The organism is Rhodococcus sp. 05-2255-3B1 (genome assembly GCF_002258545.1).
In the GTDB taxonomy this organism is placed as follows: domain Bacteria; phylum Actinomycetota; class Actinomycetes; order Mycobacteriales; family Mycobacteriaceae; genus Rhodococcoides.
Window position 1 is genome coordinate 65,819 of sequence record NZ_NOZC01000016.1, and the last position, 24,106, is coordinate 89,924.

Consider the following 24,106-nt stretch of genomic DNA (forward strand, 5'->3'; position numbering starts at 1 on the left):
CTGCGGCGGGTTACTTTCCGCTTGCCGCGTGCTCGGCCACCCTCTCGTCGAGCAGGCTCGTGAACGACGGAAACAGCGGGTGGCTCTGCGACGTCGGGTAGGGCAGGTCGTCCTCGATCCTCGCCTGCAGCAGATGCATCGCGTAGTACCGGAACTGCACCGGCTTGTCTTTCCACAGTGCGTCCGTCAGCCACAACGTCGACTGGATCGGATCCGCGCAGTTCAGCGGATCGCGCCACCGTTCCGGATCGCTCCGGTGCACCTGGATCCGTGCCCGGTCCCGTTCTGCTTCCGCTTCCGGGCTCTCCTGATCCGGCGGATAGGCCTCCATCTCCACCGGGAGCTGGTTGTAGATCTCCTCGTTGATCACGAAGTCCGTCGCCTGCGCCCACGCCTGGTTGATCAAGCCCACCTGCTCCATGAACGGGGCCGGCTCCCCGTTCTCCCGCAGATACCTCTCCAGGACCTGGCTCTGCATGTGGACCTTCATGTTGTCGATCCGCTCCGCTATCCGCTCGCTCTCGCGCTCGAGGAACTCCTGCTGATCGTCCGGGTTCAACTCCGGCGGCAGCCCCTGGTGCTCGAGATACAGCTTCATTATTTCTTGCGTTATCGGGTCGATCATGGGTGTCACTGTCCTCTGTCTCGGCGAACAAATCGAGCTGGAAATCGTCGGAATCTCTGGCCATGGTGGGTGCGCTCCTGGAGTCGGGCGAGACGGGCGTATGCGACCCGCACCTGCTGTGGTGGGAGGCGGTCGCTACCGTCGTCGTCGGTCGGAGACGCACTCTCCGGCCACATCGGCCCTGGTGGGTCTAGCCACCCACCAGGGCCTCTGGCTACTTCGGTCAGGGGTTGTGTCAGGTTTTCGCGATCAGACGCCCAAGTCGTCGAACCATCCGGGCGGTGCAGCGACGAACTCGTTGCGCAGCGCCGGGGTGTTCTGATGGGAATCGCGGCTGCACCGATACATCGGGCCGTGTTCGGCGTCGAGCATCGTGCGCAACTGTGGGTCGGCGTGATGGACCCACCACCCCGACATCGCCGCCCCGTCGTCATCGGCGGACGTCGCGGACTCCCATGCGGTCCACAACGAGTGCAGCCGCACCACGACTTCGGGGTGCTCCCACCAACTCGGGCAGAACACCTGGTTCTTGCCGGGCGAGGACGACAGTTTGCGGGACACGATCGCCGAGAACCACGCATCGAACCAAGCGTCGAACGTGGGAAATCGTCGGGGCTTTTCCTTGGCGAACGAGGGGATCTCGTCGTGTCCGGTCTCGTCGTGTCCGGTCTCGTCGTGTCCGGTCTCGTCGAATTCGGTCTCGTCGAAACTGGTCTCGTCGTATTCGGTCATCGGTACGGCTCCTCGTCGCTGATGGCCGTGACTGTCTCGGCGGTCGGGGCTGCTGTTCGCTCGATCTGGATCAGGTCCTTTTCGGGGATGCCGTAGCGGGCGAACGAGGAGTTGATGCCGTTGGCGTTCGGTCCGTCGGACCAGTACACCTTCACCACCAACACCGGCCGGTTACCGGAAATCAGCACCAGTGCACGGGTTTTCGGGATCGCTCCGAGGTCGTCGACGGTCAGGATCGGCTCTTTCGACCAGGACTGCGACTTCGAGGACGAGCCGCTGTCGAACATGCCGCCACTGCGGGAGTTGGACCAGCGTTCGACGTCGTGGTCACCGACGAGCGCGGACAGCTCGGACAGGGTGGTCTTGTCCTTGAGTCCGCCGCCGTACCAGAGGAAGTTCGCGGCATCGAGGAGCTGCTTGACCCCGTCTTGTCCCCACACCTTCTGGGCCTGGGACAGGTTCTGCACGATCGTCATCACGCAGATCCCTTGCGATCCGAGGTGGGAGTACCAGGCCGGGAGTTCGGGGAGGCGGCACACGTTCGCGGCCTCGTCGAGGATGCACAGCATCGGCACCGGTAGCCGGCCGCGCGGGCTACGTCGTGCGACGCGCTGTGCGGCGTCGATGATCGACCCGATCAGCGCGGTGGTCAGCGCCGAGGAGGAATCAGGGCCTTCCTTCGACAGCGCGTAGAGGGTGTCGGTGCTGGTGACGAACTTCTCCACGACGAACTCCGTCATCGCGTGCGGATATCTCACTCCGGCACCGATCGTGGTGTCCGGAGTGTCCTCGACCCCGAGGTCGGCTCGGTTCGGCGGCAGGATCGACATCGCGTACGACTTCTCTTCCAGCAGGCCGATGAACCGGCGAGCCATGTCGTACAGGCCGTCTCGCTGGCGCGGGTTGAGATCGCTCGTCGATTTCAGGCGCATCGCGACGATGGCGTGCCCGTGTTCCAGCAGCAGCTTCTGGGGGAGCTCGTTCGCCTCGTCGGACAGCCAGCCGTAGACGTGCAGGAGATCTCCGCCGCCGCACGCTGCCGCGAACATCATCTGCGCGAGCAGTTCCTGTGCGCCGCCGTCGAAGTAGGCATCGACTTTGGCCGAGTCATCGCGCGAGGCGGCAGCGAAGTACGAGGCGAGCTTGCGGGCGGCGACGATGGTGTCGATTCCGCGCAGCGGATTCCACCAGAACCCGTCGCCGGTGGTGAGCGGACCTTCGGCGATCCCCTGCAGGTCGTAGCGCCACACTGTGCCGAGCTGCTCGCGGACACCGCGAGTGAAGTCGTGTCCGTCGCGCTTGTTCGAGGTGAACAGCGCCGCGCCGGGCGCGGCGCACAGTGCGTCGATCGCCAGCGCCGCGGTCTTGCCCATACGAGGTCCGGCGAGGGCGAAGAGCATGTCCTCCCACGACATGAACACCTTCTGATTGCCCTGGACGGTGCGTCCGACGACGACTCCGATGTCGGAGTCGTCGAGGGTGTCCAACTCGGCAAGATCGGATCGTAGCGACTTCGCTCGTTCGCGTGCCTGCTTGCCGGTCACCCCGGTCAGCTTCGACGTCGGTCCCATCAGGCGGGCCTTGGCGTCGACGTCGTTCTTGCTGCTGCCCGTCGCGCGGGCTGCTGCGGCGACGCCGGTGAGACCGGAGACGATGATCACCGCGATCACGAATATCCATGTCGAGACCGTCGGCCAGGTCAGCTTCCCGCCGGCGACCGAGAACAGCGCCCCGAACGGGTTGACGGGGATATCTTCACCGGTGTCGACGAATACGTGCCCGAGCCACAGTGAGCCGTAACCGAGCGCGATCAGCATGATCACCACCGAGACGGCGATCAGCGGGAACATCGACGACGATGTCCCGGCTCCCTTGGAGGTCGGCTTCTTGGTCACCATGCGTCCACACCAGCCCCGGTGGAGGTGTCGACGCCGCGGTCGATCTCGATGACGTTCGCGACTCGGTCGGTGATGTCGATGACCGACTCCGACGGGCGGTTCTGTCGTGGTGCCTCGAGCATCAGATCGGCCAGACGGATCGGTTCGACGTCCGCAGCGGTGGAGGACACATCGAGGGTGCGTTCGGCAATGTCGTCGAAGTCGAGGCCGTCGAGCTCGGCGGGCAACTCGAGGACGTCCAGCGATAGACCTGGGCGCAGTACCGCGTCGTCGATGCCGTTGTCGACAAGCCGCTGCCGCCACGCATCCTCGTGGACTGCCGTGCGATCGGCTGTGGCGTCGGCCCAGTCTTGTTGGACGGGGTCGGTGAAGGTCTGGCTGGCGATCAGCTCGTGTGCGACACCGGTCGCGGCGAGAAATGCCGCAGCCCGCGCCAGCGAGAGGTCGGAATCGAGCAGACCGAATGCGCGGCTGTCACTACGCGGTTCGTACAAGTGCGAGCGCGCGCGAATCTCCTCGCGTCGGGTGTGCGCCCGATCGGGCAAGCTGCGGCGGCGTGCGGCAGCCAGAGCGGCGCGGCGACCGCGTTCGTAGGCGGCAGCAGCGATCTGCGAGCGACGCTGGAGTTCGGCGGTAGACGGTTGGATGCTCATCGACGGACACCGCCGTCGAAACCTGACTGATTCTCGGAAGTGCTCGACACGAGCAGGAATGAAGTCGACATGGAGGGCCTTCACTGGGAGCGTCGGCCAGCCCACAGCTCGAAGACACCGGCACCCGAAAAGAGGTGCGGTGCAGCGCTGTTGCTGGATGGACGCTCGACCGTGACCCTCATCGACGGTCGAACGTCATCAGACTAGCTCATCGCCGCGTGCTCTCGCATCCTTCGGAAGCGAGCCCGACGCCGGACGTGTCCCGAGCTGATAGGCCACAGGGTAAGTACAGCCAAGATTCTGCCCCGCCCGACGGAATCGCAGCGCTGACGTCGCTACCCCAGTGCCACATGCCGTGCTGAAAGTCGACGTACGGGGCGAACACAGCGTCGACGCTGTGCGATGAGGAGGCTAGTAGTGAGAGAGGCGCGCGGGGAAGCGGCACAACGTACTATAGGAAACTCAAGACTTGGCCTATCGAAAAGAGGCGAGTGCGCATGACCTCTATACACTGGAGAGCTGACCAGGCAGACTGGCGTCGCCGTCAAATCGCCTTCCTTCAGCGCCCCGAGAATTTGCAAATCGCGGAAATCGAGAAGGCTAATCCGGAACGCGCTTCGGCTTTGAGGGAAATGGCTTCGACTTTGAGGGAAAGGGCTTCGTCGATGCCGCCGATAGATGCTGAGCCCACAGACTGACGATCACTCAATGTCTATTGTGCAGCAGTACGGTCCACTCCTAGCGGCCGGAATTGCGCTATTTGGGGTCTTAGTGACCGTTCGTGCTACGACCCGCCGAGAGCTAGAGCGCGCTCGGTTGGATCGTGAAGATCGGTATCGACAGGATGCACGAGCTGGCATAGCTGTCGTGCTTACCGGCGCGACCCTGTTTTCACGATACGGCCAGGTCATGAGTGTCCAGTGGAGGTGGGTGCGACTTGGCTTCGTGAGATCTACCGAAATGGCAACAGCCACTGAGAATGCTATGCGCGATCTGAATGCGTCACTGGAGCATGCTCGTCTACTTGTCCGAGACGAGGCTATAGCCGCCTCGCTGGAAGACCTAGTCGAGTCCTTCTCTGATGCAGCTTCGCAAATTCATAGCGCGATAGACGCATTCTGGGACGGCGGCCCAGCTGTTCTTTCTGAAGACGATGTCCCGGATGTCTGGCAACGCTTTCATAATGTGTGTGCCGAACTTCGGAATGTGGCAGGAGTAACTTTAAGCCCAACTGTCAGAGCGGAGCGCTAATCGAAGCAGTACAAAAGTGCCGTTCCGAGAAAGCGAATCTGGTGCGCTTAGCAGACCTCGGATGCTCACGCAGCACTCGAGAAGCGATCAGGGGGCGCACCCTGACATTGCTGCGGGGCAGGTACGGCCACACAGACCACAAACGTTCGTGGGCGTAGTCGCTGGACCTGGGGATACATCTCGGATAGGTGGGAAATCGTCTGTAGAACCGCTGCGGACCGGCAGCATGGGGGCCATGGGTGATGTCATCGACTTCGTGCCGCGGTTCTGCCTCACCGATCGACAGCGGGAGCTGATGCGGATACACGCGTGGGTGTGCGCCGACGGAGCGTACGACGACATCGAAGAACGCGGAGACGATCCTGTCGACCCGACCGACTGGTGGGATCTGTTCGACCGACTGCCGGAGTGCACCTACAACGAATCAGCCCTGTGGCGACGCCAGATGGCCCGATCGTTCGACGACTTGGCCGAAGACCTCGACGCCGGCCGCCTTCCCCGTCCCCGCACGATGGCCGAGCAACTGGCGCTCATGATCGTTATCTTGCAGGCCTCGGCCGCTCTGGCCGACGCCGAATACGGCGAAGACGTCGCCGCCCTCGACGCTCATCCTCACGACGGCGACTGGGATGCCGTCTCGGACGGCCTGATGGACGATCGTGACGCCGAAGCGTTCTATCACCCCGCCACTGCCGTGCAGTGGCTACAGATTTTCCCTTGCGATACCTGGTTCACAGCCCGACTGGGCGAACAACCCCGCGATCCTCGCCGGGGGTTCAGGCGATGAGTTCCCTCAAGCGGCTCGCACCACGGTCGTTGGTCCTCGCGGACTTAGCTCTCATCGAGTAGACCACCACGAGCAGCCTTGCGGGGCTGGCGATCCTTGTCTCCTGTTTGGGCAGGCCATCGCACTCCCATAGTTGCCAACTCGTCGGCCGTAAGCACCTCGCCGTCGAGAATGTCCTCGAGCAGAGATTGCTGAGCCGGTTCGAGGTCGATCAGTTGTGTCAAGACACTCAATAGGTCGGAGAACTCGATCGACCATTCGGCGGGCCACGTTGTGACATTGACGCTATCGAGGGGCGATCTTCTTTTTCCCTTGGGCCTTGCGAGCCGGTAACCGGTCCACGAATCGATGATGTTCGCGCCGCCGACGGTGTAGTCGCGGACCTCCTGGGTCACTCCAGTCCATCGGCCTTCGCCTAGTCGTAGGATTTCTGACTCGGGGTCGTAATCAACGGACGACGGCATCGAGTTGCCGACAGATGTCGCGTAGACCGGGTGTGCGGCTCCTGGCTGGACTCCCTCCTGAACCGAGATCTTTCCTGAGGGGTGTTCGCCCTGATCCCCGTACGTGTGAAGCCAGACGATGTGCCTTCCGAGTTGAATGGCTCGGGTCCATAGTTCTGGGTTCGTTGTAATGGGGACTCGCACGCCCGGGGTCTTGAGATCGGCGGCAAAACGCTCGACGAACCCGGGGTGCGAGCAGACTGCAGCGAGGTAGTACACAACATCGGCGGGGGCGACGCCCAGATCGAATTGGGCTCGCAATGCCTCGACCAAACCTGCGGCCAGGTTAGGCGTTCCGTCAGGATGCAGCATCGGAAGCGCCCGGCCTCCACCACTGCCGCGGAAATGGTGGACGTCAGGAATGAGCGACGTGAAAACAAGCCCTGGCCCTGACTTCGGAAACTCTGAATGGAGCTCGATCGTAAAAATCTGGCCCGGTATGCGTGCGTGCCATAAGTCCGGTGAGGGCTGAATGATCAGCCGTTTATCCGCGATCAGCCATTGTCGATCGAAGGACCGATAGCCGACACGCACGATTTTGGGGTCCGTGATGATGACTGTGGAGTTGAAAGGTGTCAGGGTGTCGGTCTCGACATCGTCACCGAACAGTGGTGTTTTCGTTTTGGTCAGTGACGCGTCGCGTCCCTCGCCGAATTTGGTCGACTTCACGGACGGATCGGATTCGTTGACTAGATCTCGAAGGCGTTCTTCGAGAATGTCTTTACTGGGTCCGTACACCCAGCCCCGTCCTGCGAGGACGCCGTTGGCACGCCATGGCATCAGATCATCGACAGCAGGGTATTGGTCCCAGGTGTCGGAGCCTGCCGGGACGAACGAGTCGGTCCAGCCAGTGCGAGCTTGTTGCCAACCCGGATCGGAAAGCTGGAGCTTTGCGAGGCGCTCGAACTTTTCGCCTCGAGTTCCGTTGACGTCGATGTATCGGATATCAGCGGGTACGTCTGCGTCGGTATCCGGGCGACGCAGGAACATCGCAATGGCCACAGGGGTTTCGATGTTGAACACGGCGTTCTTACTCGGGGGCTGCTTGCCCTCCGGCGTGACGTTGATGATCCACCCATGAGAACAAGTCGACCGCAAGTACTGTCGCATTCCGCGAAACCCAGGACCTGAAAGGTACCCGGTAGCAGTGATGAAGCAGACTACGCCGCTGCCGCCGTCGCGAACATCAGGATGATTCGTCGATTCGAAGACCTTCCATGTGGCCCATCGCCAGAAGTAGGCATAGAGATTGCTCAGGTGCCGCTCGTGCCGCCCGTTTCCCTCCAGTTTGAACGCATTCAGCGGGGGCAGGTTCGTAGCTGGATCGCTGCCGGTCTCGATCCATCCGCCCATGCCGCCGGCATGGTCTTTGTAGGGCGGATTGCCGATGCAGACCTGGATATTGCGCTCGCGTTTGACTGCGTTCGCTTGCTGTCGTTGCTTGGCAATCAGCTGGAGTGTGTAAGAGAGTTGCGTCTTGCTCGCACTGTAGGGGTCTTCGAGGGTGTCAGCGACGTAGAGATTCAGTCCCGAGGCAGGCATCTGCGCCCCTGAATCGCGCAGTGCGGCGGACACTCGCAGCTCGGCAACGGAGAACGGCCCGGACTGCAGTTCGATTCCGTACAAGCGTGCAACGGTGCTGGCAACTGCTTCCGGCGCAGCCCCCGGGCCGTACTGCTGAGCAGCAGCGGCACCGACGTGCCTGAGCACAGACAGTGGATATGTTCCTGTCCCCATCGCGGGGTCGATGATGCTGACGTGGGGATTGCGCAACCCCTCGGGCTTGCCGAGGTGACTTTTCAGAGCGTCGTCTGTGAGTCGGACCATCGCATCCACCACTTCGACCGGGGTGTAGTACGAACCGGATTTTTTGCGCTTCTCGGGGTCGTACGTTCCTAGAAAGTGCTCGTAGAGGTGTAGATAGACGTCGTCGCCGCCAGCAGCGATCGCGGGCCACCGTGCGGCGGAGAGAGTCCGCGCGATTATTTCGATGGCGGTCCATGTGGGGGTCTTGGTGATGTGGGCGGTCAGCAGGTCCAAAGCCTTACCCATCAGGCTGTAGTTGCCTTCGAGCTTGCGGGCGACATCGTGCAACGTTCCAGCACTGATGTCGATCCCGTCACTGACAGCGAGCACCAGAGCGAAGACCACCGTCTGTGAGAAGCCGTCTGCGAACTCTTCGTCTCGGGAGTGCGGGAACAGCAGTGTGCGCCAGTCTCGAGCGATGCCGAGGAACGGTTGTAGGTCAGGATCTGCGCCAGCTTTGATTGCACGTCGCTCTGCCTTGAGGGCCAACCGAACTTCCTCGCGAAGCATCCGAGCCAGCGGTGCCAGTGTGTCGACCAGTTTAGAGACCGATGAGATCGGTGCAGGCTCCCACCGCAAGAAGCCGTTGAGCAGCATCTCCATGCGACTCGGCGCTGTGAGCTTGCCTCGTGTTCGCGTCAGACTGGGTGTGTGAAGGCTGACCGGCTCGTCCACCAGTTCGCCGTATCGCCACAGACGCCACTCCACGCCGTTGGTGTGAAGTAGGTTGGGAAGTTCTTTCAGGCGCTGCCACTGCCGGTAGTTGTGGGTCGTCTTTCGGTAACTCTCTGGGTCGAGACTTACCCCTGGCGCTTTGAGCTCGATGTGCCCCACCAAGACGTCGTTGACACGAACACCGAAATCGGGGCGAACCGATCCGTCCTGCTCTCGAACCTCATCGTGCGCAACGGTTTTCATGCCAGATTCGGCACCCAGGTCTTCGATCAACCTGGCGACAGGGCCGGAAAGCAGCGCTTCGCGCTCTCCCGGCCCGTCGAGCTTGTCTTTGGCAGTGGTGCCGAACTGGGCGATAAGGTCCGCAAACGTCATCTGACTACCTCCATTTGTTCGCAAACCGTAACCGTTGAACGCGCGGGCCCAGCGTCCGGGAGGCATGATCGGCTGGGCCGAGAAGCCACCTTTGTACCAAGCCGCAGGCCTGCACACGACCTAAGCGAAACTTGTCCGATGAACCCCGCGGACCCTGCGCGCCGATCCCACACGGCTCGCGAGATCACAGACATCACTCGCCAGGCAGTGATAGACACACTGACACTCGATCGCGACTATTTCTGGGTGGGCAAACTCGACGAAGTCACTTTCCTGAGCGCCCTGTACGACCTGCACGACCTTCCCAGCACCGACCGTCGGTACACGGACGCCGCCGGCGACATACACCAGCACTGCATCAACAACACTGACTGGGGTGAGGGCTGGGTCTTCGGGGACACCAGGTTCAGCATCCGCACCGGTCCAGATGATGCTTTCCTGCGGTTTCTCACCCGCACCGTGCACCCTCTCGTACGAGACCCCGATATCGCAGAATCCATGGTTATTCGCCTCAACGAACTGCTCGCCCCCGACAACTACGAGCTGGTCGCAGACGGAACCATCAGTGGGCGAACACTTTACAACTGGCGACGAATCAGTAGCTTCCACGGCGACCGCCCCGCCGGCCTGGTCCTCGACCGAGCAACACTCGACGACCGTACAACTCTCGATCGACATCTGAGACGTATCGAAGCAAGCATCGCAACGGATCCCGAAGCTGCCATCGGCGCGTGCAAAGAGCTGATCGAGTCTGTGTTCATCCAAATCCTCGATGACCTTGGAGGGACCTACAAGCGCAGCGACGACCTCCCAACCCTCTACAAAGCGACCAGCAAAGCGTTGGACATCGCCGGTAAATCAGTCGAAGGTGACGCCGCCGCGAGCTCGGCCGTCAACGGGCTCTTAAGAGGACTCGCCAGCTCGGTACAAAGCCTCGGCGAGCTGCGGAACAAGATCGGAACCGGTCACGGCCGAGGATCTCCGAGCACCGCCGATCGACGACACGCCCGGCTCGCCCTGAACTCAGCTGTGGCCATCAGCGAATTCCTGTTCGATGTATGGGACACACGGTAGATCGAAACGCGCTACTCGAATCGGCCTACGACGACATCCGAGGAGCGTGGCGACGCCCGGTCGATCCGGAACCTGGTGGCATCCGTTCGCGATCCCCGTCGGGGATTCCGGCGATGAGGCGGCGAAGCGATTCTCCGGCGGGTGGACCGTCGCCACGAGTGTCAGGTGCGGGCTGTTCGTCGGTGCCCGGCTCTACAGTGGCGAGTGTGAGCGACAACGAGTCCGTGGCCACGGTGCCTGAGCGTGTGCTCGATGAGTGTGCGCACGTGTTGATCGACAAGATCGATCAACTACTCGATCGGGTGACCGACCGCGCTGTGGCAGCACCGACGCCGGGGTCGGCGGCGTGGGAGTTGGAGTGGAGCGTCCGAGACACTCCGATCGGACGTTCCCGCGTGGCCGAACGCTCCCGTGTGCGAGAGGAATTGGCGCGACGCGCGTTCGCCGGCCTCGGCATCGCCGAAGGTTCCGCACCGGTGGTGCCGACCCGGCACGCTCCCCCGGTCCGACCCCGCCGGACGAAGCCCGGACGCGTCCGCGTCGACGAGGCACAGCTGACATTCTTCTGACCTGCCGCTCGAACTCGTTTCCCGATAGGTGCAGGCGTGCGACCCCGCTGCTGTCCTGCGACACCCGTTTACCGACGCACGGTGCGTTTCTTGGTGCCTGCGGTGGATTTGCGGTCCTCGAACTTCAGCTTGAATCCAAATGTCTTGCTGCCCTGGTAGGTACCTGCGGCCAGTGCGCCCTTGGCTCGGTATGTCTTACCTGTCTTGCTCGTGGCGTCGAATTCGATGGTCTCTCCGGCCAGCAGCTTCTCGAGTTCCTGCTCCGTGAAGTCCTTGCCGGGCCAGTGGTCATTGGCCCCCCATCCGCGGCCTTTGAACGTGACCGATTTGCCTTTCCACATTCCACTGACCAGGTCGGTCCGAGGTGCACGCTCCTCGAATCGAGGGTTGAAGCTCACGTGTGGATACTGCTTGCCGTCCTTGTCCATCACACCCGGTTCGAGTTTTCCCGTGCAGGTGAACGTCTTTCCCGACTTCGCGCTCGTCGCGACGATCTCGATGACCTGTCCGGCGAGCAGTGCCGCTACCTCGGTGTCGGTGAACCGGTGGCCACCGAAGACCCGCTTGGCGCGGGTCACGACCGTGCCTGCGTGGGTGAAATGCAGCTCCGGTGGCAGGTCGATCATCTCCACCGCTTCTCGGGTTACCCCTGCCTTGGCCATCCGTGCCGTGAGCTCGCCGGACAGCGTGCTCGCATTCGCGGTCATCGTTGCGAGGTCGCGGCGCACCAGGTCCGCCACGAGGGACAGATAGTCGGCTGCCTCGCCGGTTCCGGCCTCGATCTGCGCCATCTGCTCGAAGACCTGCTCGGTGATCGTCAGATCCCCGATGTGCGTGCCCGGCAGGATCCGATGGTTGAGTTCACCGATCGCGCTGAGGGTGATCTTGCCGCGCTTCTCAATCATCAAGGCCTTGCCGCCCGCGTTGTTCGTGACCTCGGCATAGGTGCTCGTCCGGGTCGCGCCGGTACCTACGCTCCGCTTCTCGAGCTGTTTCATCAACCATCCCATCGTCGGATGCGGCGGCCGCGGCGGGAAGCCCTCGTGGACGAACGGGTCCGCGACAGTACCCAACGCCGTCGCGCCAGTGGGTTGCTCGTCGCGCTCGCCGTCCTCTTTCTCGACGACGAACACACCTTTCCATCCGAGCACTGCGGGCACGTTCAGCGAGCCGACGAAGCTCGGGTATTTCTCGACGTGGCCGCGATGCTGGTCGTACTCGTAATCGGGGGCGAGCATCGTCAGGTAGTTCTTGGCGAGGAGCTCGTAGATCTCCCGACCCAGCTCGCCGTAGGCCTTCTCCACTGCAGCGAGGCTCGGCGGTACGTTGGGCCCCGGGCGGTTGGCACCGTGCGCGCCGCCGGACTTGATATGGCTCCTGCGTGGGCCGCGATGGCTCAGCGCCGCCGGATCCACGCCCACCACACCGGCGATCGCGTCGACCGATGGAAGCAGCTCGTTGAACTGCTCGATCGAGATGAACTTGTCCTCGGTGCGCGGGTAGGACACCACCTGCGCCTCGTACATCTTCTGATAGGTGTCGAGAACGTTCTTCGCCCCGAAACCTTTCTTCGACAACAGAGACGACAGTCCGGCCAGGTCCATCAGTTTCGGCGGTCCCGTTTTCTTGCGTGTGGTCCCGTCGTGGACGACCGGTGACGCCTGCAGGCCGCCGGGAACATCGTTCTCGTTCTCGAATCGATCGACCTCGGGGTCGGTGTACGTCGCGCCGTTCTCGTCCCGAAATCGGTTCTCGTAGAACGCCTTCTTGAGGTATCCGTGGTGCGCGTCGAGTCCGTCACCGACGATTACGACCATCGCGGACTTGAGTCGCCCGTTACGCAGTACCGTGCTCGCCCCGGTCGTCTTGGTCGCGAGTCTGGTGAACTGCATCGAGAGCATGTCCCACTTCGACCGGAAGTCGGCCTTGCGGTAGTCGCCTTCGGCAGCGATCGCGGTGACCGGCCGACGGGCTGTGAAGGCCTTACGCAGCGATGCCGGTGTCTCGTCCAGGAACTCCATGCGTTCGAGCTTCTTGTTCTCGAGGCCCAGGTACTCCACGATCTCCCAGCCGAGGAGTGAGCCTTCACCGGTCGGATCGAGATCGGCTGCATTGCAGATGCTCTCGCAGCCCGAGAGGGTCGTCTTCAGTTCGTGGAGCAGGCTTTTCGCGTCCGGATCGGTGACCAGCTTGCCGCCGGACACCCGGCGCCGGATCTCTCGCTCCCAGCGGAAGTCGTCGGCGTTCCACGGGAGATGTTCGAGCTCCCAGCTCTTGTACTTGTCGGTGAGAGGCGCGGGCACCATCGCGGCGGGGTCTTTCAATTCCAGCAGGTGCCCGCGAGCGTGGACGATGACGTACTCCGTGCCTGCGAACGTGCCGCTCATTCCGCCCAAAGCGGTCGCGAAGTTACGTGCTGCGGAGGGCTTTTCGGTGAGGATTCCCACTTTTACCATGACAATAGATCCTTCTTCTCTGCGGTGCGTGCAGCGTGTGGTCGGCGCGGGTGTTGCCGGTGGTGAGTCGGGCTAGATGCCTGCGCTGACGAGGCGATAGTTCGCGACTTTCCAGCCGTCAGCAGTGAGTTCGACGTCGACGGCTCCGGTGTAGCCGGTGAACGGGGTGATCTCGCCGCTGCGGTGTTGGACGACGCGGTCGATGACGACAGCCACGGTGGCCTTGGCGTCGCCGTCCTTGTCGAGGCTCTCACCGTCGAGATTGACGCTGGTGTCGGGTCGGGCGATGGCGGTGACGATGTCGCCGCTGCGTGCCCACGCCGACCATTCCGGGATCGGTTGCGGCGCTGGATCGGGTGGTGTGGCGGCGGCGGTGGCCATCGATCCGGTCAGATGTTGGCGTTGCCCGTGCATGGCATCCCAGGGCGAATCCTGCACTGCGGGTTGCCAGGTGTACACAGCGGACATCACCGCCGTCGCGACACCCACGGGGTCGGTGGTGGACGGGTCGATGGCGATCCCGGCGTCGGTACCCGGTGGTGGCGGTGTGTCCGAGCCGCGGAAGACGAACACGATCACAGCGGCAATGGCGATGACACCGACGATGCCGAGACACGCGAACACGATGCCTGCTCTTCGGCTCATCTCGTGGTCTCCTCGGAGCCGGAGTCGTTGGCCGATTCAGTGTCGGTGTCGCAGATCTGGCCCAGCGCAGCGGCTTTGGCGATGACTTCGAGCCAGTCGACGATCGGTGCGTCCGCCTGGCGGTTGTGGAGGATCTGTGCCATGTCTGTGCTCCTTGGTCTGTGATGGTGCCAGTGTCCTGGTGGCCACCGACAACAAATGTGGTTGTGTGCCGCGCTAGCCGACGGTGGGGACTCCTGCTGCGGCGAGGACGCTGACCGTCGAGATCGCCCACATCGCCGCCACTGTCGAGGCGAGCCGGATGGCCTTCTGCAGCGCGGTGACAGTCCAGTTCCGGCCCCGCGAGTGGTCCACCGCGACAGCGAGCGCGCTGCCGATGGTCATGGCGACGGTGACGACGATGACCGCCCACCAGCCCTGAGTGACGGCGTCGCGGGCCGCTGCGACACGGCCGGACTCGACGGAGGCAGAACCGGTAGAGCCCAGTACCCAGTCGGCGACCGGAACCGCCCACGCGAGCCACACGGTGAGCGAGGTGAGGGCGATCGCGACCAGTACCCGGTGGACATCGGTGTGGGCGACCTCGTAGGTGGTGCGCGGCGGTGTGGTGGTCATGACGGTGGCCTTTCGCTTGTCGGTGCGCATCCGGATGTCTCTATCGAGCCAGGTCGTAGTCGGATGCGGTGGCGGTGATGGTGGTGACGTAGTTCTGGGTCTCCGAGTACGGAGGGACGCCGCCGAACTGTTGGACCGCTCCGGGGCCGGCGTTGTATCCGGCGAGCATCAGCTCGACGGGATCGCCGGTGATGGCCTCGGATTCGATCCCCGGTCGTAGGGTGTCGGCGACCGAGCAGTTGTAGCGGCCCTGCGCCATGACGGCGTCGCCGATGTCGTTGGGATCCCCCTCCCCCGCAGCTCCGGTGACGACGCCCTGATCGTCGACGGGGAAACCGAACGACGCCCAGGTACCGGGAAGGAACTGCGCATACCCTTCGGCCCCGGCGGGGCTGGTCAGGCCGGGTGTGAAGCCGGATTCCTGTTTGAGCTGAGCGGCGAGGACCGCGGGTGAGAGTTCGCGGCATTGCTCGGCCGAGAGGGTGAGCCACGGCTCGAACTCGGGAGGGATCTGGCCGGCGGCGAGTTGTCCGTGATCGCCGAGTCCGGCACCGGGTGCGGTGGTGCAGGTGCCGGTTGCTTTGGGTGCGGATCCACCGCCACCGGGGACGGGCCCGTAGGTCTGGCCGGGTGCCGGTGCGCCGTGGCCGACGGTGGTGACGTGGACGTGGTCGAAGTGGTTCTGGGTGGGAGATCCCCTGTCCTCTATGGTGTTCGGTTCACCTTGGGAGGGGATGTATTCCTGTCTCCAGATCATGTATTCGATCTGGAGGTAGTCGCGGTTCGCCCACAGGTAGTCCTTGACCTGGTCGCCGAGTGCTTTTCCTTCCTCGGAGGACCAGTTGTCGATCATGATGTCCGCGGCCCGGCCGGAGGGGTGGTCGTCGAATCCCCCACCGTCGGCGCGCCACCCGCCGATCGTGGTGATCTGCGGGAACTTCGCGTGCACGGCGCGGGCGACGCGGACGGTGTCGACCTGGAAGTGCTCTTCGGATCCGACGGTGGCGGGGAGAGCGGCCATCTCGGCGGAGCCGCCGGTCGAGGGTGCGGGGGTGGCCGGGGTGCTCGTCGACGGGGGTGGGCTTTGGCCGGCCGGGCCGGTGCCGGGGTCGGCGGCGGCGTCGTAGAAGGGTTGCGGGTCGATCGCGTTGCCCTGTGCCCAGCCGCCGGGGTGGTACTCGAAGTGCAGGTGTGCGCCGGTGGACTGTCCGTTGTTGCCGATGTCGGCGATGTGCTGACCGGCGGTGACGCGGTCCCCGACCTGCACGAGCACACCGTCGGGGAACATGTGGCCGTAGACGGTGGAGACGACCGCGCCGTCGATGTTGTGATCGAGGACGATCCACATGCCGAACCCGTCGGCGGGTCCGGCTTTCGAGACGATGCCGTCGGCGTAGGCGTAGATCGGTGTACCGACGGGTCCGGCGAGGTCGATGCCGTTGTGGTTGGTGCCCCACCGCGTCCCGAACGGGCTCGAGACGGTCGATTCGGTGGTCTTGACCGGTTTGGCGAACGACCCGGCCGGAACACCGCCCGCGGCGGAGGAGATGCCACGACCGGGGACACAGTCGGTGACTTCTTCACGGACACCGGTGGTGACGAACAGGACCACGAACAGGGCCAGCGCGAGGACGACGGTCAGAGCGATCGCGCCGCCCTTTTTCACAACGCGGCCGCCGACATCGACTCCGCGCCGATCGATCGCGGGGCGTGGGCGGCCAAACGCTCGGTGAGGGAACGGTTCTCCGACCGCAGTCGCGTGATCTCCTCCTCGGCGGCACGAAGTCGCGCGGCCACCTCGTCCGCTGCGGGGCGACGCGACGAGCCGTACTTGTCCTTGATCCACCGGGCCACGGTGTTCTCATGCGCCCCGATCGAGACAGCCAAGGCTGCAACGCATTCGGCGCGGGAGGCGTAGTTGTGTCGAGATTTTTCGTATTCTTCGAGCGCCCACGCGCGGGTCTGCGCCGAGTATTCGGCGCGGGGGTACTCGGCGGTCATCACTGCGCTCCGACCAGTGTCGTGTCGTGCGCGTCGTCGGTATCGGCGGCGTGGTGCTGGCCGGCGAAGTACTCGGCGAAGCGGGCATTGGTGTCGTGGACCCCGGTGTCGTATTCGACGTCGGTGAGCACCGTCTGGATGGGAATGCCGGGGGTGTTGTCCTTGGCGACCTTGATCAGGAACTTCCCGCGCCCGATCGGGTTCCGGACCGTACGTCGTTCCGAGCCCCGGAGTGCTGCCCCGCGCGACCAGGACGTGACCATGCCTGCTTCGGCGGCGGTGAACTTCAGCTCCCCGGAGAGGCGTTCGACCTCACCTATCGGCAGTCCCCCGCACACGACCATGCCGGCGCGGTCGATGAACCCCTTGGCGGTCTTGATGTCGGCTTCGGTGGGCAGGGTTTCGAGGTCGCGGCCGGTGTGGGTGATCATCAGCAGCCCGGTCGCGTCGGTGCGGTTGAGGCGGGTGATTTCGTTGACGCGGGCGACCATGCCCGGTCCTGCGCCGATGACCTGCCACAGCTCGTCGAGTGCCATCAGGAACAGACGTTGGCGGTCCAGGCCTGCGTCGGCGAGCAGGTGCGCCGCTTCCACGGTGCCGTAGGCGTCGGCCCAGCAGGAGAGCATCACGGCCGCTTTGAGGGTGGTGTCGCCGCGGTCGAGGGACGAGACGTCGATGCAGATCATCGGTGCGTCGAGGTCGATCGGTTCGGTGGTGTGGTCGGCGAAGATGTCCCCGAGCGGGCCGGAGGTCAGTGCGCCGAGGGCCTGCATCAGCTCGGTGATGGCCTCGCGGTAGCCCTCGCGGTCGGTCTTGTAGGCCGCTTGGAGCATGTCCGCCGATCCGGCGTCGATGCGGGTGTAGAGGTCTTTGAGCAGCGGCGGGTGGGTGTAGGAGAATCCGCCGTCGGCGTACAGCTCACGCAGGGCGATCCCGATCAGGGAGTTCTCGAAGGCTTTCACCGAGTGGGTGTCGTAGCGGATCAGCTCGACCAGGGCGCAGACGGCGTTGATCTGGCGGGTGGAGATGGTGATGGTGGCGACGTCGATCAGCTCGTCGAGCTCGGCGATCCGGGCGGGGTCGGTGGCCTCGTCGCGGGCGGCGATCGCGCGGACGACGGCCTGGCCGAGGGCTCCGGCGGCGAGGGGGTTGAGATGTCCGCCGCCGTGGCCGAGGGTGATGACCTGCCCGCCGACCAGGTGGGTGAGTTTGACGTATTCGCCTTTGATGTCGCCGGCGACGATCGGGGTCTGTCCCCAGCCGCACGCGCCGAGGAGGATCTTGCGGATCAGTGTCGACTTCCCCAGGCCGGGCAGGGAGAGGACGAACATCGAGGGGTTTCCGATGAGCTTGTCGCGGAAGTAGGCGAACGGATCGCAGGAGACGGCGTTGCCGGTGATGGCGTGCTGACCGACGATGGTGCCCGCCGAGGGTGCGGCTGCGCCGATCGCCCACGGGTTCAGTCCGCACATCTGCACCGAGGTCGCTTCGTACTCGATCGGGGCCGGGACGGTCGACATCCGGCCACCACCGGCACCTTTGAGGCCGCGTGTGCTCGACGACAGTGCTGCGCGCCACCACGGGTCTCCCGCTGCCTCGTGGACGGCTTGTTCGGCCCGTGGGTGGTCGTTGCGCCACCGGGTCAGGCCGAGGCCGCGCCGGGACAGCGTGGGGGGCTCTTCGGCGTCGCCGGTGGCGATGAGGGCGGCGAGCTCGGCGTAGTCGGTGTCGCCGATGATCCACCGCACGAACGCCGATGGCTGCGGCGTTGACGTCTCGTACAGGCCGGACTCGTCGAACCTGTACTCGTCGTATCGAGGGTCGTAGTCCCTGCGCGGGCGGTGGTCGGTCGTCGTCATCGTGGGTGTCTCTTTTCTCGGGCAGGGGTGGGCCGGATGCGGTCGGCGGCGCTCTAGCTGCGGCGCACGAGGATCGAGGTGGAGATTTGATCGGGCAGGAGGACACCGACGCCGAGGCCGGCGGCGAACGCTGCGTCTTGGAAGGCGAATGCGCGCCGCAGTCGCAGGCGGGAGCGGGCGGCGAGTGATTCGGTGACGGCGGCCGCGTTGGCGATCTCGTCGACCGATCCGACGGTGATCGTCAGTAGTGCCGAATAGCGTTCGTATCCGGCTCCGGAGACCATTTCGCGGCGGGCCTGCTCGGCGATTTCGTGGCGCTTCTCCGACCCGGCGGAGGTGATCTTGTTGCCGCGAGAGTTGATCGCGTGCAGGGCGTCTCGGTGTTGCTTGTCGACTTTCTTCGCGGCGTCCCCGGCGGTGTAGGGGCGGTAGACGAGCGTCAATCGCTTACGGGGGATGTCGTCGTGCGGCTGCAGCAGCGGTTTGAGGACGGTGTCGGTGAACACCGACTCGGGAGGTGCGGCCATCTCCCAGACGACCGAGACGCCCCCGTCGTGACGGTAGTGACCCCACTCGGTCTTCGCCCGTCCCGGTCCGGCGTCGTCCCAGTCGACTCCGTGCTCTTCGCCGGAGATCTCGAGTTCCTCGAAGTCGTTCTCGGTCGAGGGGTTGTAGGAGCGGTGCACGGCCGCGGTGATCTCGGCGGCGGTCATCGGCTGGGCGTCGATCCCGGCCCCGGAGAGCGACTCGTACAGATCCGGTAGACGGCGGGCCAGTTCGGTGGCCATCTCTTCGGGGTCCTTCTGGCGTTCGCGGGTGGTGGCGCGGAAGGTGATCGACAGCCGCGCGAGGGTGCGGTGGCGACCCGAGGGCATCCGGACGGCGGACTGCTCGACGAACGACGCAGCCAGCGGCGGTGCGGTGGGGACGAGTTCGTGTTCGGCGCGACGTGCCAAGCGCAGACCGGTGGCGGGGATGTTCTCCACCACCACCACGGCACCGACGATGTCGCCGGGCAGTCCGAGGTCGGCGAGGTAGACACCCCAGTCGGCGGTGTAGAGGTCCTTGTCGCGCTGGACGATCGCTTCGTCGCCGCCGGGCAGGGCGTCGAAGATGACGGTGTAGCGGTGATCGTCGGGGTTGTGGATCATCCCGAACTCGTTGCCGTGTCGATCGATTCCCATGTAGACCTTGGTGCGGGCGAGTAGGCCGGGGAGTTTGTAGCGGCCACCGGGGATCCTCGAGTGCGGTCCGGCGTGGTACTCGGTGGACTTGTCGATGTGCTTGCGCCGCATCCATTGCATTCTCAGTTGTCCTGTCTCGTAGAGAGTTCGACCGTTCGGGGCGATGACCAGTGGGGTGAGGATGAGCGCGCCGACTCCCATCAGGGCGAGCCCGACGACGACGTGGACGAAGATCAGGACTGCGAACGAGACCGCGAAAAACCCTGCACCGTAGGCAATGACCTTCGTCGGCAGGCCGAACGCGAACGTGCTCTGCGGCCGGTTGCCGGCCGAATAGATCGGCGGCTCGTACGGGGCCTCGAGCTGGACGCTCATCGTTGAATCCGTCCGTGGTAGTTGCCGACTGCGCCTTCAGCGGCCGAGCCGAGAGTGGTCGAGACCGATCCGGCGGTGCGGCCGACGGTGCCCGCGGCTTTGAGTGCCCCTGCTGCGCCGCGCAGGGTTGCTGAGGTTCCGGTGCGGCCGGCCGATGCAGCGGCCGTTCCGACTCTGCGGGCTGCGCCCATCGGCCCGGACGATGCGCCCGCGTGCGAGGGACTCGATCCACCGTTGTAGCGGCCCTGGAAACCGGGGGACGAGCGTGCTCCGGTACCGGCCGCACCCGAAGACCCGCCCTTGCCGCCACCCGAGGATCCGGCGACGGAATTCGCGACCGAGCCGAGGGCACGTGATGCAGCCATCCCGCCGGCCCCCATCACCGCCCCTCCCGCTGCGCCGAGCTGACCGACTTCCCGGCCACCGGCGGAGATGGTGTCCGCTGCGGGAGCGACGATCTTGATCAGGGTGGGCAGGGCGAACCCGATGACCGCAAGGAGGACGGAGCCGATGATGACCGTCGCGATCTGATCGGAGCTCGACGCCGAGGACGCCCAGAACGCGAACAGGTACAGCAACGTCGCGACCGGCTTGAACAGCAACGCTCCGAGAGTGAAGGCGATCATCGACTTGTAGGAGCTGCGCCCGGTGCCGGTGGCCGACGCGGCAGCAGCGAGCGGGATGACAGCGACGACGACACACAGCACCGCCTCACGGATCAACAGTGCGATCAATTGGGCGACCGACCCGAGGAACGCGAACCCAGCGCACGCGAGCGCCAGGATCGGGCCGAGACCGGTCTTGTCGTCGAACGCGGTGATGGCAGTGATCTTCTCGTTCAGATCTCCGCCGACGAACTTCTCCAGCGCATATGCCGAGGCGATGTCTCCGCCTTGGTGGAACATCAACACCAGAATCGGCAGCAGTGACACGGTGACGACGGTGCGGACCAACATGGTCGCGGTCTCGGTTGCCCCCTCCATCACGGCTTGTTTGCGGGCGATCGCGAGCTTGATCATCGCGATGATGATGGAGGCGAACAGGGCGACGACGGTGAACCCGGAGATGAGGTTCCGCAGACCCGACATCGCGTTCTCCGCCGCGAGGCCCGGGATGCCGGAGGACATCCAGAAGGTCATCACCGATCGGAATGCTTGGGTGTTGCCTTCCATCACCGATTTGGCGAAGTCCCCGACCGGGTCACCCCAGAATGTCGAGACTGCGGAGTCCACAGCGGTAGAGAACGCGTCACCGGGATGATCACTGAACGCTGAGTCCAAGCAGAAGAACTGGTCGGCGGCATCACGTCCGCCGACCGCGTCCAGGAATTTGTCAGCAAGCCCGCCTTCGACGATCGCATCCGATCCGTCGGTCAGGCATTCGCGGCGTTGCTGCTGGAAGTCGTTGCCGTCGGCGTCGGGGTTGATCTGCTCGGTCAGATTCGGTGCTGGGGCGGGGGTGGGGTCTTGGGCGTGTGCGAGTCCGCTGGCCCCGACGACCGCGATCAGCGACAGTAGCGCGATGAGGATCGCGCGGGCGGCGATGGCCGCTGCGCGCGTCACAGTGCCCACCGGGTGAAACCGTCGAGCGAGTTGTACGGGCCGAATGAGGCGGGTCCGGTGGCTTCCCGGGCTTTCCATGTGCCCTGGTTCCACACCATGTTCAATCGCAGGCCTCCGTAGACCGGTGATTGCATGCGCTGGCCGCTGTCGTCGACGTCACGAATCATGGCGAGTTCGACGACGGTGAAGGTGTCTGTGCAGGAGAGGATTTTGAATGCAACCGGTGCTCGCAGTGCGACAGTGCCGGTGTTGATCGGCCGGTTCTCTTCGACTGCTCGTGCGTCCTGGCCGACGACGTCGCTGCCGTTCAGGATCAGCTTGTCGCCTGCCTCGATAGCAACCTGCCCTCCCGCGAGGGTGCGAGGCAGGATGTTGGCGGCGGCCAAAGCCGCTCCCTGCGGGGTGCGGGTGTAGCCGGCGAGGACCAGGCCGTCGATGTACGACGGCCCATCCGTCTCGGAGTACAGGGTCGAGACACCGAAGTTGCGTTGGATCATCATCGACTCCGGGGACGTGACCGGTCGGCCGTCGTTCGTGCATTCGACACGCGGGCCGGTCGGCGCACGTTGCGGCAGTGGTTGCCCAGCCGGGTTGTTCGGGACCATCACCGTGCGCCCGGACAGATCGGCGTCGGGAACACCGAAGCCTTCCGCGCCGGTGTCGAGCTCGGAGTCACCGGGGGTAGGTGCTGCTGTCGTGGGCGGTGGACCAGCGGTGGTCGGCGGGGTGTCGTCGTCGTTCATGTTTGGGACGATGAAGAAGATCGCTCCGACGACTGCGACGATGACGATCGCAGCAACGGTAATCAGAACGGTACGTAGCCGACGGTTCATGGGGTGCGCTCCAAAGTGGTGTAGCCGTCGAGGGAGTTCAGTTCGACGGCGTCGATGTTCTCTTGCGCGGTCGGTAGGACGATGCGCCAGTCGTCGGCGATCCATTGCAGTGCAACGGGATAGGAATAGATCTGGTCGTCGGTGCCGATGGTTTGTGCCACCGACACCCCCGCCGAGAGCGGATCATTGGAGTAGTCGGTGACCTCGAACCCGACGAACTTCGGTGCAGCGTCGGCCGGGACGGATCCGGAGACGGTGACGGCGGCGCGTGCGGCCGCGAACTCGTCACGTCCGGGCCCGGGTGCGGTGACGGTGTTGACTACTTCCGGCCACGCGCGGTCGTCGGCGACGGCGAGTGCGGTCTGCCCGTTGATCGCGGCCAGGACAGCACCTTGTGGGGTCTGTGCATATCCGCTGCGATTCACCGATGTCCCAGCGAGGGGCCCGTCGACCCGCGAGGTCGGCACCGATACCCCTGCGATCTCGCGCCAGGTCAGCTCGGCCGGGGCGGAGCGCAGATCCGGTGCCGGATCCGGGGTGGCGGTCGCCGTGTCGTCGTTGCCGGATCCGCACGCAGCGAGTGCGAGGACGGTCGCCGCTGTCGCGGCGATCCGGAGTGTGCCGGAGACGGTCATCAGGAGAATGCCTTTCGGGTCGATGCAGTTCGGGCGCAGGGAAAGTGGGTTTGTCAGGCGAGTACGGCTTGGGCGATTCCGGATGCGGATCCGATGATGGCGGCACAGATAAGGATCCGGGCCAGGGTGGCGTCCTCGACCATCTGTGTTCCGGTGGATTTGCGTTGGTTGACGAATACCGCCCCGCACACGAACAGTGCTGCGATGCAGGTGACGATGGCGAACCAGAGCAGCCACGACAGGCCCGTCATGATCGGCTGCCACACCTCGTCGGGCCACTCGACCGGTGAGGTCGGTGGTTGCGCGAGCACGTCGGTGTTCATGTCATCGCCGCCGTGGCCACTGTATTCGCCACTCCGGCAACGAATCCGAGCAGTATTGACGCATACAGCAGTCCGGTGGCCCGCTGGTTGGCCTGACACCAGCGGCCCCTGAATTGGTCGTACGCAAGCTCACCGCTGCCGACCATGACTCCGACAATCGAGGCAATGATCAGACCCCACAGAGTCCAGTTCACGATGGTCATAGGACGAGCATGTTGACCAGGCCTGCGGCACCACCGATGACGATGGACCCGAACAGTCCGCCGACGAGTTTGCCGGTCGCGTTGCCGCCTTGGCCGCCGCCGGAGATTTTCTCGTACGCGAGCATCGCGCCGCAGATCATGATTCCGGCGACGGCAGCGATGATGCATCCCCACATCAGCCAGGACAGCAGGGTCAAGATCTTGTCCCCGGTGGGGCCGTCCGGTGCTTGGGGGCTGACGTCGCCGATGTTCTGCGCGAGGAATGTGGTCGTCGATGCGGTGAGGCTGGCAATCATGGTGTTCTCCTTGGGTGTTGGTTGAGAGGGTGCGGTTCAGTGGCCTGACGCATTGCGGGCGGCGGTGAAGATCTCCCGCCCGATCGCGGCGAGTTCGTGGTGTGGGCTGGTCGTAGAAGGGGCGGGAGATCTTCACCGCCGCCCGCAATGCGTCAGGCCAAAGACCGGCAA

Annotated in this window: 22 protein-coding genes; 3 read left to right on the forward strand and 19 right to left on the reverse strand. The window is 64.4% G+C overall.

Annotated elements, in window-relative coordinates; genetic code table 11:
* Positions 1 to 10: 10 nt before the first annotated feature.
* The 4 genes from CH249_RS28345 to CH249_RS09380 form a co-directional block, all read right to left on the reverse strand.
* A complete protein-coding gene (locus tag CH249_RS28345) occupies positions 11 to 625 on the reverse strand; it encodes a hypothetical protein (protein WP_068426468.1) in 615 nt (204 codons plus the stop codon).
* A gap of 249 nt (positions 626 to 874) precedes the next feature.
* A complete protein-coding gene (locus CH249_RS09370; protein ID WP_094648424.1) occupies positions 875 to 1,357 on the reverse strand; it encodes a DUF4913 domain-containing protein in 483 nt (160 codons plus the stop codon).
* Positions 1,354 to 3,255, reverse strand: a complete 1,902-nt coding sequence (locus CH249_RS09375) for a type IV secretory system conjugative DNA transfer family protein (RefSeq protein ID WP_094648425.1) — start codon at positions 3,253 to 3,255, stop codon at positions 1,354 to 1,356. The genes CH249_RS09370 and CH249_RS09375 overlap by 4 nt, the downstream gene beginning before the upstream one ends.
* Positions 3,249 to 3,908: a TraI DNA relaxase gene (locus CH249_RS09380; RefSeq protein WP_094648426.1), complete on the reverse strand. Its 660-nt coding sequence runs from the start codon at positions 3,906 to 3,908 to the stop codon at positions 3,249 to 3,251. Before CH249_RS09380 ends, CH249_RS09375 begins: the two co-directional genes overlap by 7 nt.
* Positions 3,909 to 5,394: 1,486 nt before the next feature.
* Here CH249_RS09380 and CH249_RS09390 point away from each other — a divergent pair.
* Positions 5,395 to 5,946: a hypothetical protein gene (locus CH249_RS09390; RefSeq protein ID WP_094648428.1), complete on the forward strand. Its 552-nt coding sequence runs from the start codon at positions 5,395 to 5,397 to the stop codon at positions 5,944 to 5,946.
* 44 nt (positions 5,947 to 5,990) lie between these two features.
* Here the strand turns inward: CH249_RS09390 and CH249_RS09395 are convergent, their stop codons facing one another.
* Positions 5,991 to 8,489 carry a type ISP restriction/modification enzyme gene (locus CH249_RS09395; RefSeq protein ID WP_256988236.1) on the reverse strand — a complete coding sequence of 833 codons (2,499 nt, stop codon included), beginning with the start codon at positions 8,487 to 8,489 and terminating at the stop codon, positions 5,991 to 5,993.
* A gap of 531 nt (positions 8,490 to 9,020) precedes the next feature.
* On the opposite strand from CH249_RS09395, the gene CH249_RS09400 reads away from it, so the two are divergent.
* Both CH249_RS09400 and CH249_RS09410 read left to right on the forward strand, forming a co-directional pair.
* On the forward strand, positions 9,021 to 10,379 hold the full coding sequence (locus CH249_RS09400) for an abortive infection family protein (RefSeq protein WP_256988237.1): 1,359 nt from the start codon (positions 9,021 to 9,023) through the stop codon (positions 10,377 to 10,379).
* A gap of 206 nt (positions 10,380 to 10,585) precedes the next feature.
* Entirely contained in the window at positions 10,586 to 10,948 is a 363-nt protein-coding gene (locus CH249_RS09410) for a hypothetical protein (protein WP_143544403.1), read from the forward strand.
* 68 nt (positions 10,949 to 11,016) lie between these two features.
* Here CH249_RS09410 and CH249_RS09415 read toward each other — a convergent pair whose 3' ends face one another.
* The 14 genes from CH249_RS09415 to CH249_RS09475 form a co-directional block, all read right to left on the reverse strand.
* Positions 11,017 to 13,404: a DNA topoisomerase III gene (locus tag CH249_RS09415; protein ID WP_094682979.1), complete on the reverse strand. Its 2,388-nt coding sequence runs from the start codon at positions 13,402 to 13,404 to the stop codon at positions 11,017 to 11,019.
* Positions 13,405 to 13,476: 72 nt separating this feature from the next.
* Positions 13,477 to 14,049 (reverse strand): hypothetical protein, encoded by a 573-nt coding sequence (locus CH249_RS09420; protein ID WP_256988239.1) that lies wholly within the window; start codon positions 14,047 to 14,049, stop codon positions 13,477 to 13,479.
* Positions 14,046 to 14,192 (reverse strand): hypothetical protein, encoded by a 147-nt coding sequence (locus tag CH249_RS27850; protein WP_179273300.1) that lies wholly within the window; start codon positions 14,190 to 14,192, stop codon positions 14,046 to 14,048. The genes CH249_RS09420 and CH249_RS27850 overlap by 4 nt, the downstream gene beginning before the upstream one ends.
* Positions 14,193 to 14,265: 73 nt before the next feature.
* Positions 14,266 to 14,694, reverse strand: a complete 429-nt coding sequence (locus tag CH249_RS09425) for a hypothetical protein (RefSeq protein ID WP_094648434.1) — start codon at positions 14,692 to 14,694, stop codon at positions 14,266 to 14,268.
* A gap of 10 nt (positions 14,695 to 14,704) precedes the next feature.
* A complete protein-coding gene (locus tag CH249_RS09430; protein WP_094682980.1) occupies positions 14,705 to 16,330 on the reverse strand; it encodes a M23 family metallopeptidase in 1,626 nt (541 codons plus the stop codon).
* The gene (locus CH249_RS09435; protein WP_094648458.1) at positions 16,327 to 16,665 is read right to left on the reverse strand and encodes a transposase; all 339 of its coding nucleotides are present in this window, start codon (positions 16,663 to 16,665) and stop codon (positions 16,327 to 16,329) included. The genes CH249_RS09430 and CH249_RS09435 overlap by 4 nt, the downstream gene beginning before the upstream one ends.
* Positions 16,665 to 18,524, reverse strand: a complete 1,860-nt coding sequence (locus CH249_RS09440) for an ATP/GTP-binding protein (RefSeq protein WP_094682981.1) — start codon at positions 18,522 to 18,524, stop codon at positions 16,665 to 16,667. The genes CH249_RS09435 and CH249_RS09440 overlap by 1 nt, the downstream gene beginning before the upstream one ends.
* Before the next feature lie 53 nt (positions 18,525 to 18,577).
* Positions 18,578 to 20,083, reverse strand: a complete 1,506-nt coding sequence (locus CH249_RS09445; RefSeq protein WP_094682982.1) for an SCO6880 family protein — start codon at positions 20,081 to 20,083, stop codon at positions 18,578 to 18,580.
* Positions 20,080 to 21,654: a hypothetical protein gene (locus tag CH249_RS09450; protein ID WP_143544405.1), complete on the reverse strand. Its 1,575-nt coding sequence runs from the start codon at positions 21,652 to 21,654 to the stop codon at positions 20,080 to 20,082. Before CH249_RS09450 ends, CH249_RS09445 begins: the two co-directional genes overlap by 4 nt.
* Positions 21,642 to 22,478 carry a hypothetical protein gene (locus tag CH249_RS09455; RefSeq protein ID WP_094682984.1) on the reverse strand — a complete coding sequence of 279 codons (837 nt, stop codon included), beginning with the start codon at positions 22,476 to 22,478 and terminating at the stop codon, positions 21,642 to 21,644. The genes CH249_RS09450 and CH249_RS09455 overlap by 13 nt, the downstream gene beginning before the upstream one ends.
* Positions 22,475 to 23,113 carry a hypothetical protein gene (locus CH249_RS09460; RefSeq protein ID WP_094682985.1) on the reverse strand — a complete coding sequence of 213 codons (639 nt, stop codon included), beginning with the start codon at positions 23,111 to 23,113 and terminating at the stop codon, positions 22,475 to 22,477. The genes CH249_RS09455 and CH249_RS09460 overlap by 4 nt, the downstream gene beginning before the upstream one ends.
* Before the next feature lie 53 nt (positions 23,114 to 23,166).
* Positions 23,167 to 23,436 carry a hypothetical protein gene (locus tag CH249_RS09465; RefSeq protein WP_068050840.1) on the reverse strand — a complete coding sequence of 90 codons (270 nt, stop codon included), beginning with the start codon at positions 23,434 to 23,436 and terminating at the stop codon, positions 23,167 to 23,169.
* Positions 23,433 to 23,639 (reverse strand): hypothetical protein, encoded by a 207-nt coding sequence (locus CH249_RS09470; RefSeq protein ID WP_068050841.1) that lies wholly within the window; start codon positions 23,637 to 23,639, stop codon positions 23,433 to 23,435. Before CH249_RS09470 ends, CH249_RS09465 begins: the two co-directional genes overlap by 4 nt.
* A complete protein-coding gene (locus tag CH249_RS09475; protein ID WP_051364808.1) occupies positions 23,636 to 23,935 on the reverse strand; it encodes a hypothetical protein in 300 nt (99 codons plus the stop codon). The genes CH249_RS09470 and CH249_RS09475 overlap by 4 nt, the downstream gene beginning before the upstream one ends.
* Between the last annotated feature and the right edge of the window lie 171 nt (positions 23,936 to 24,106).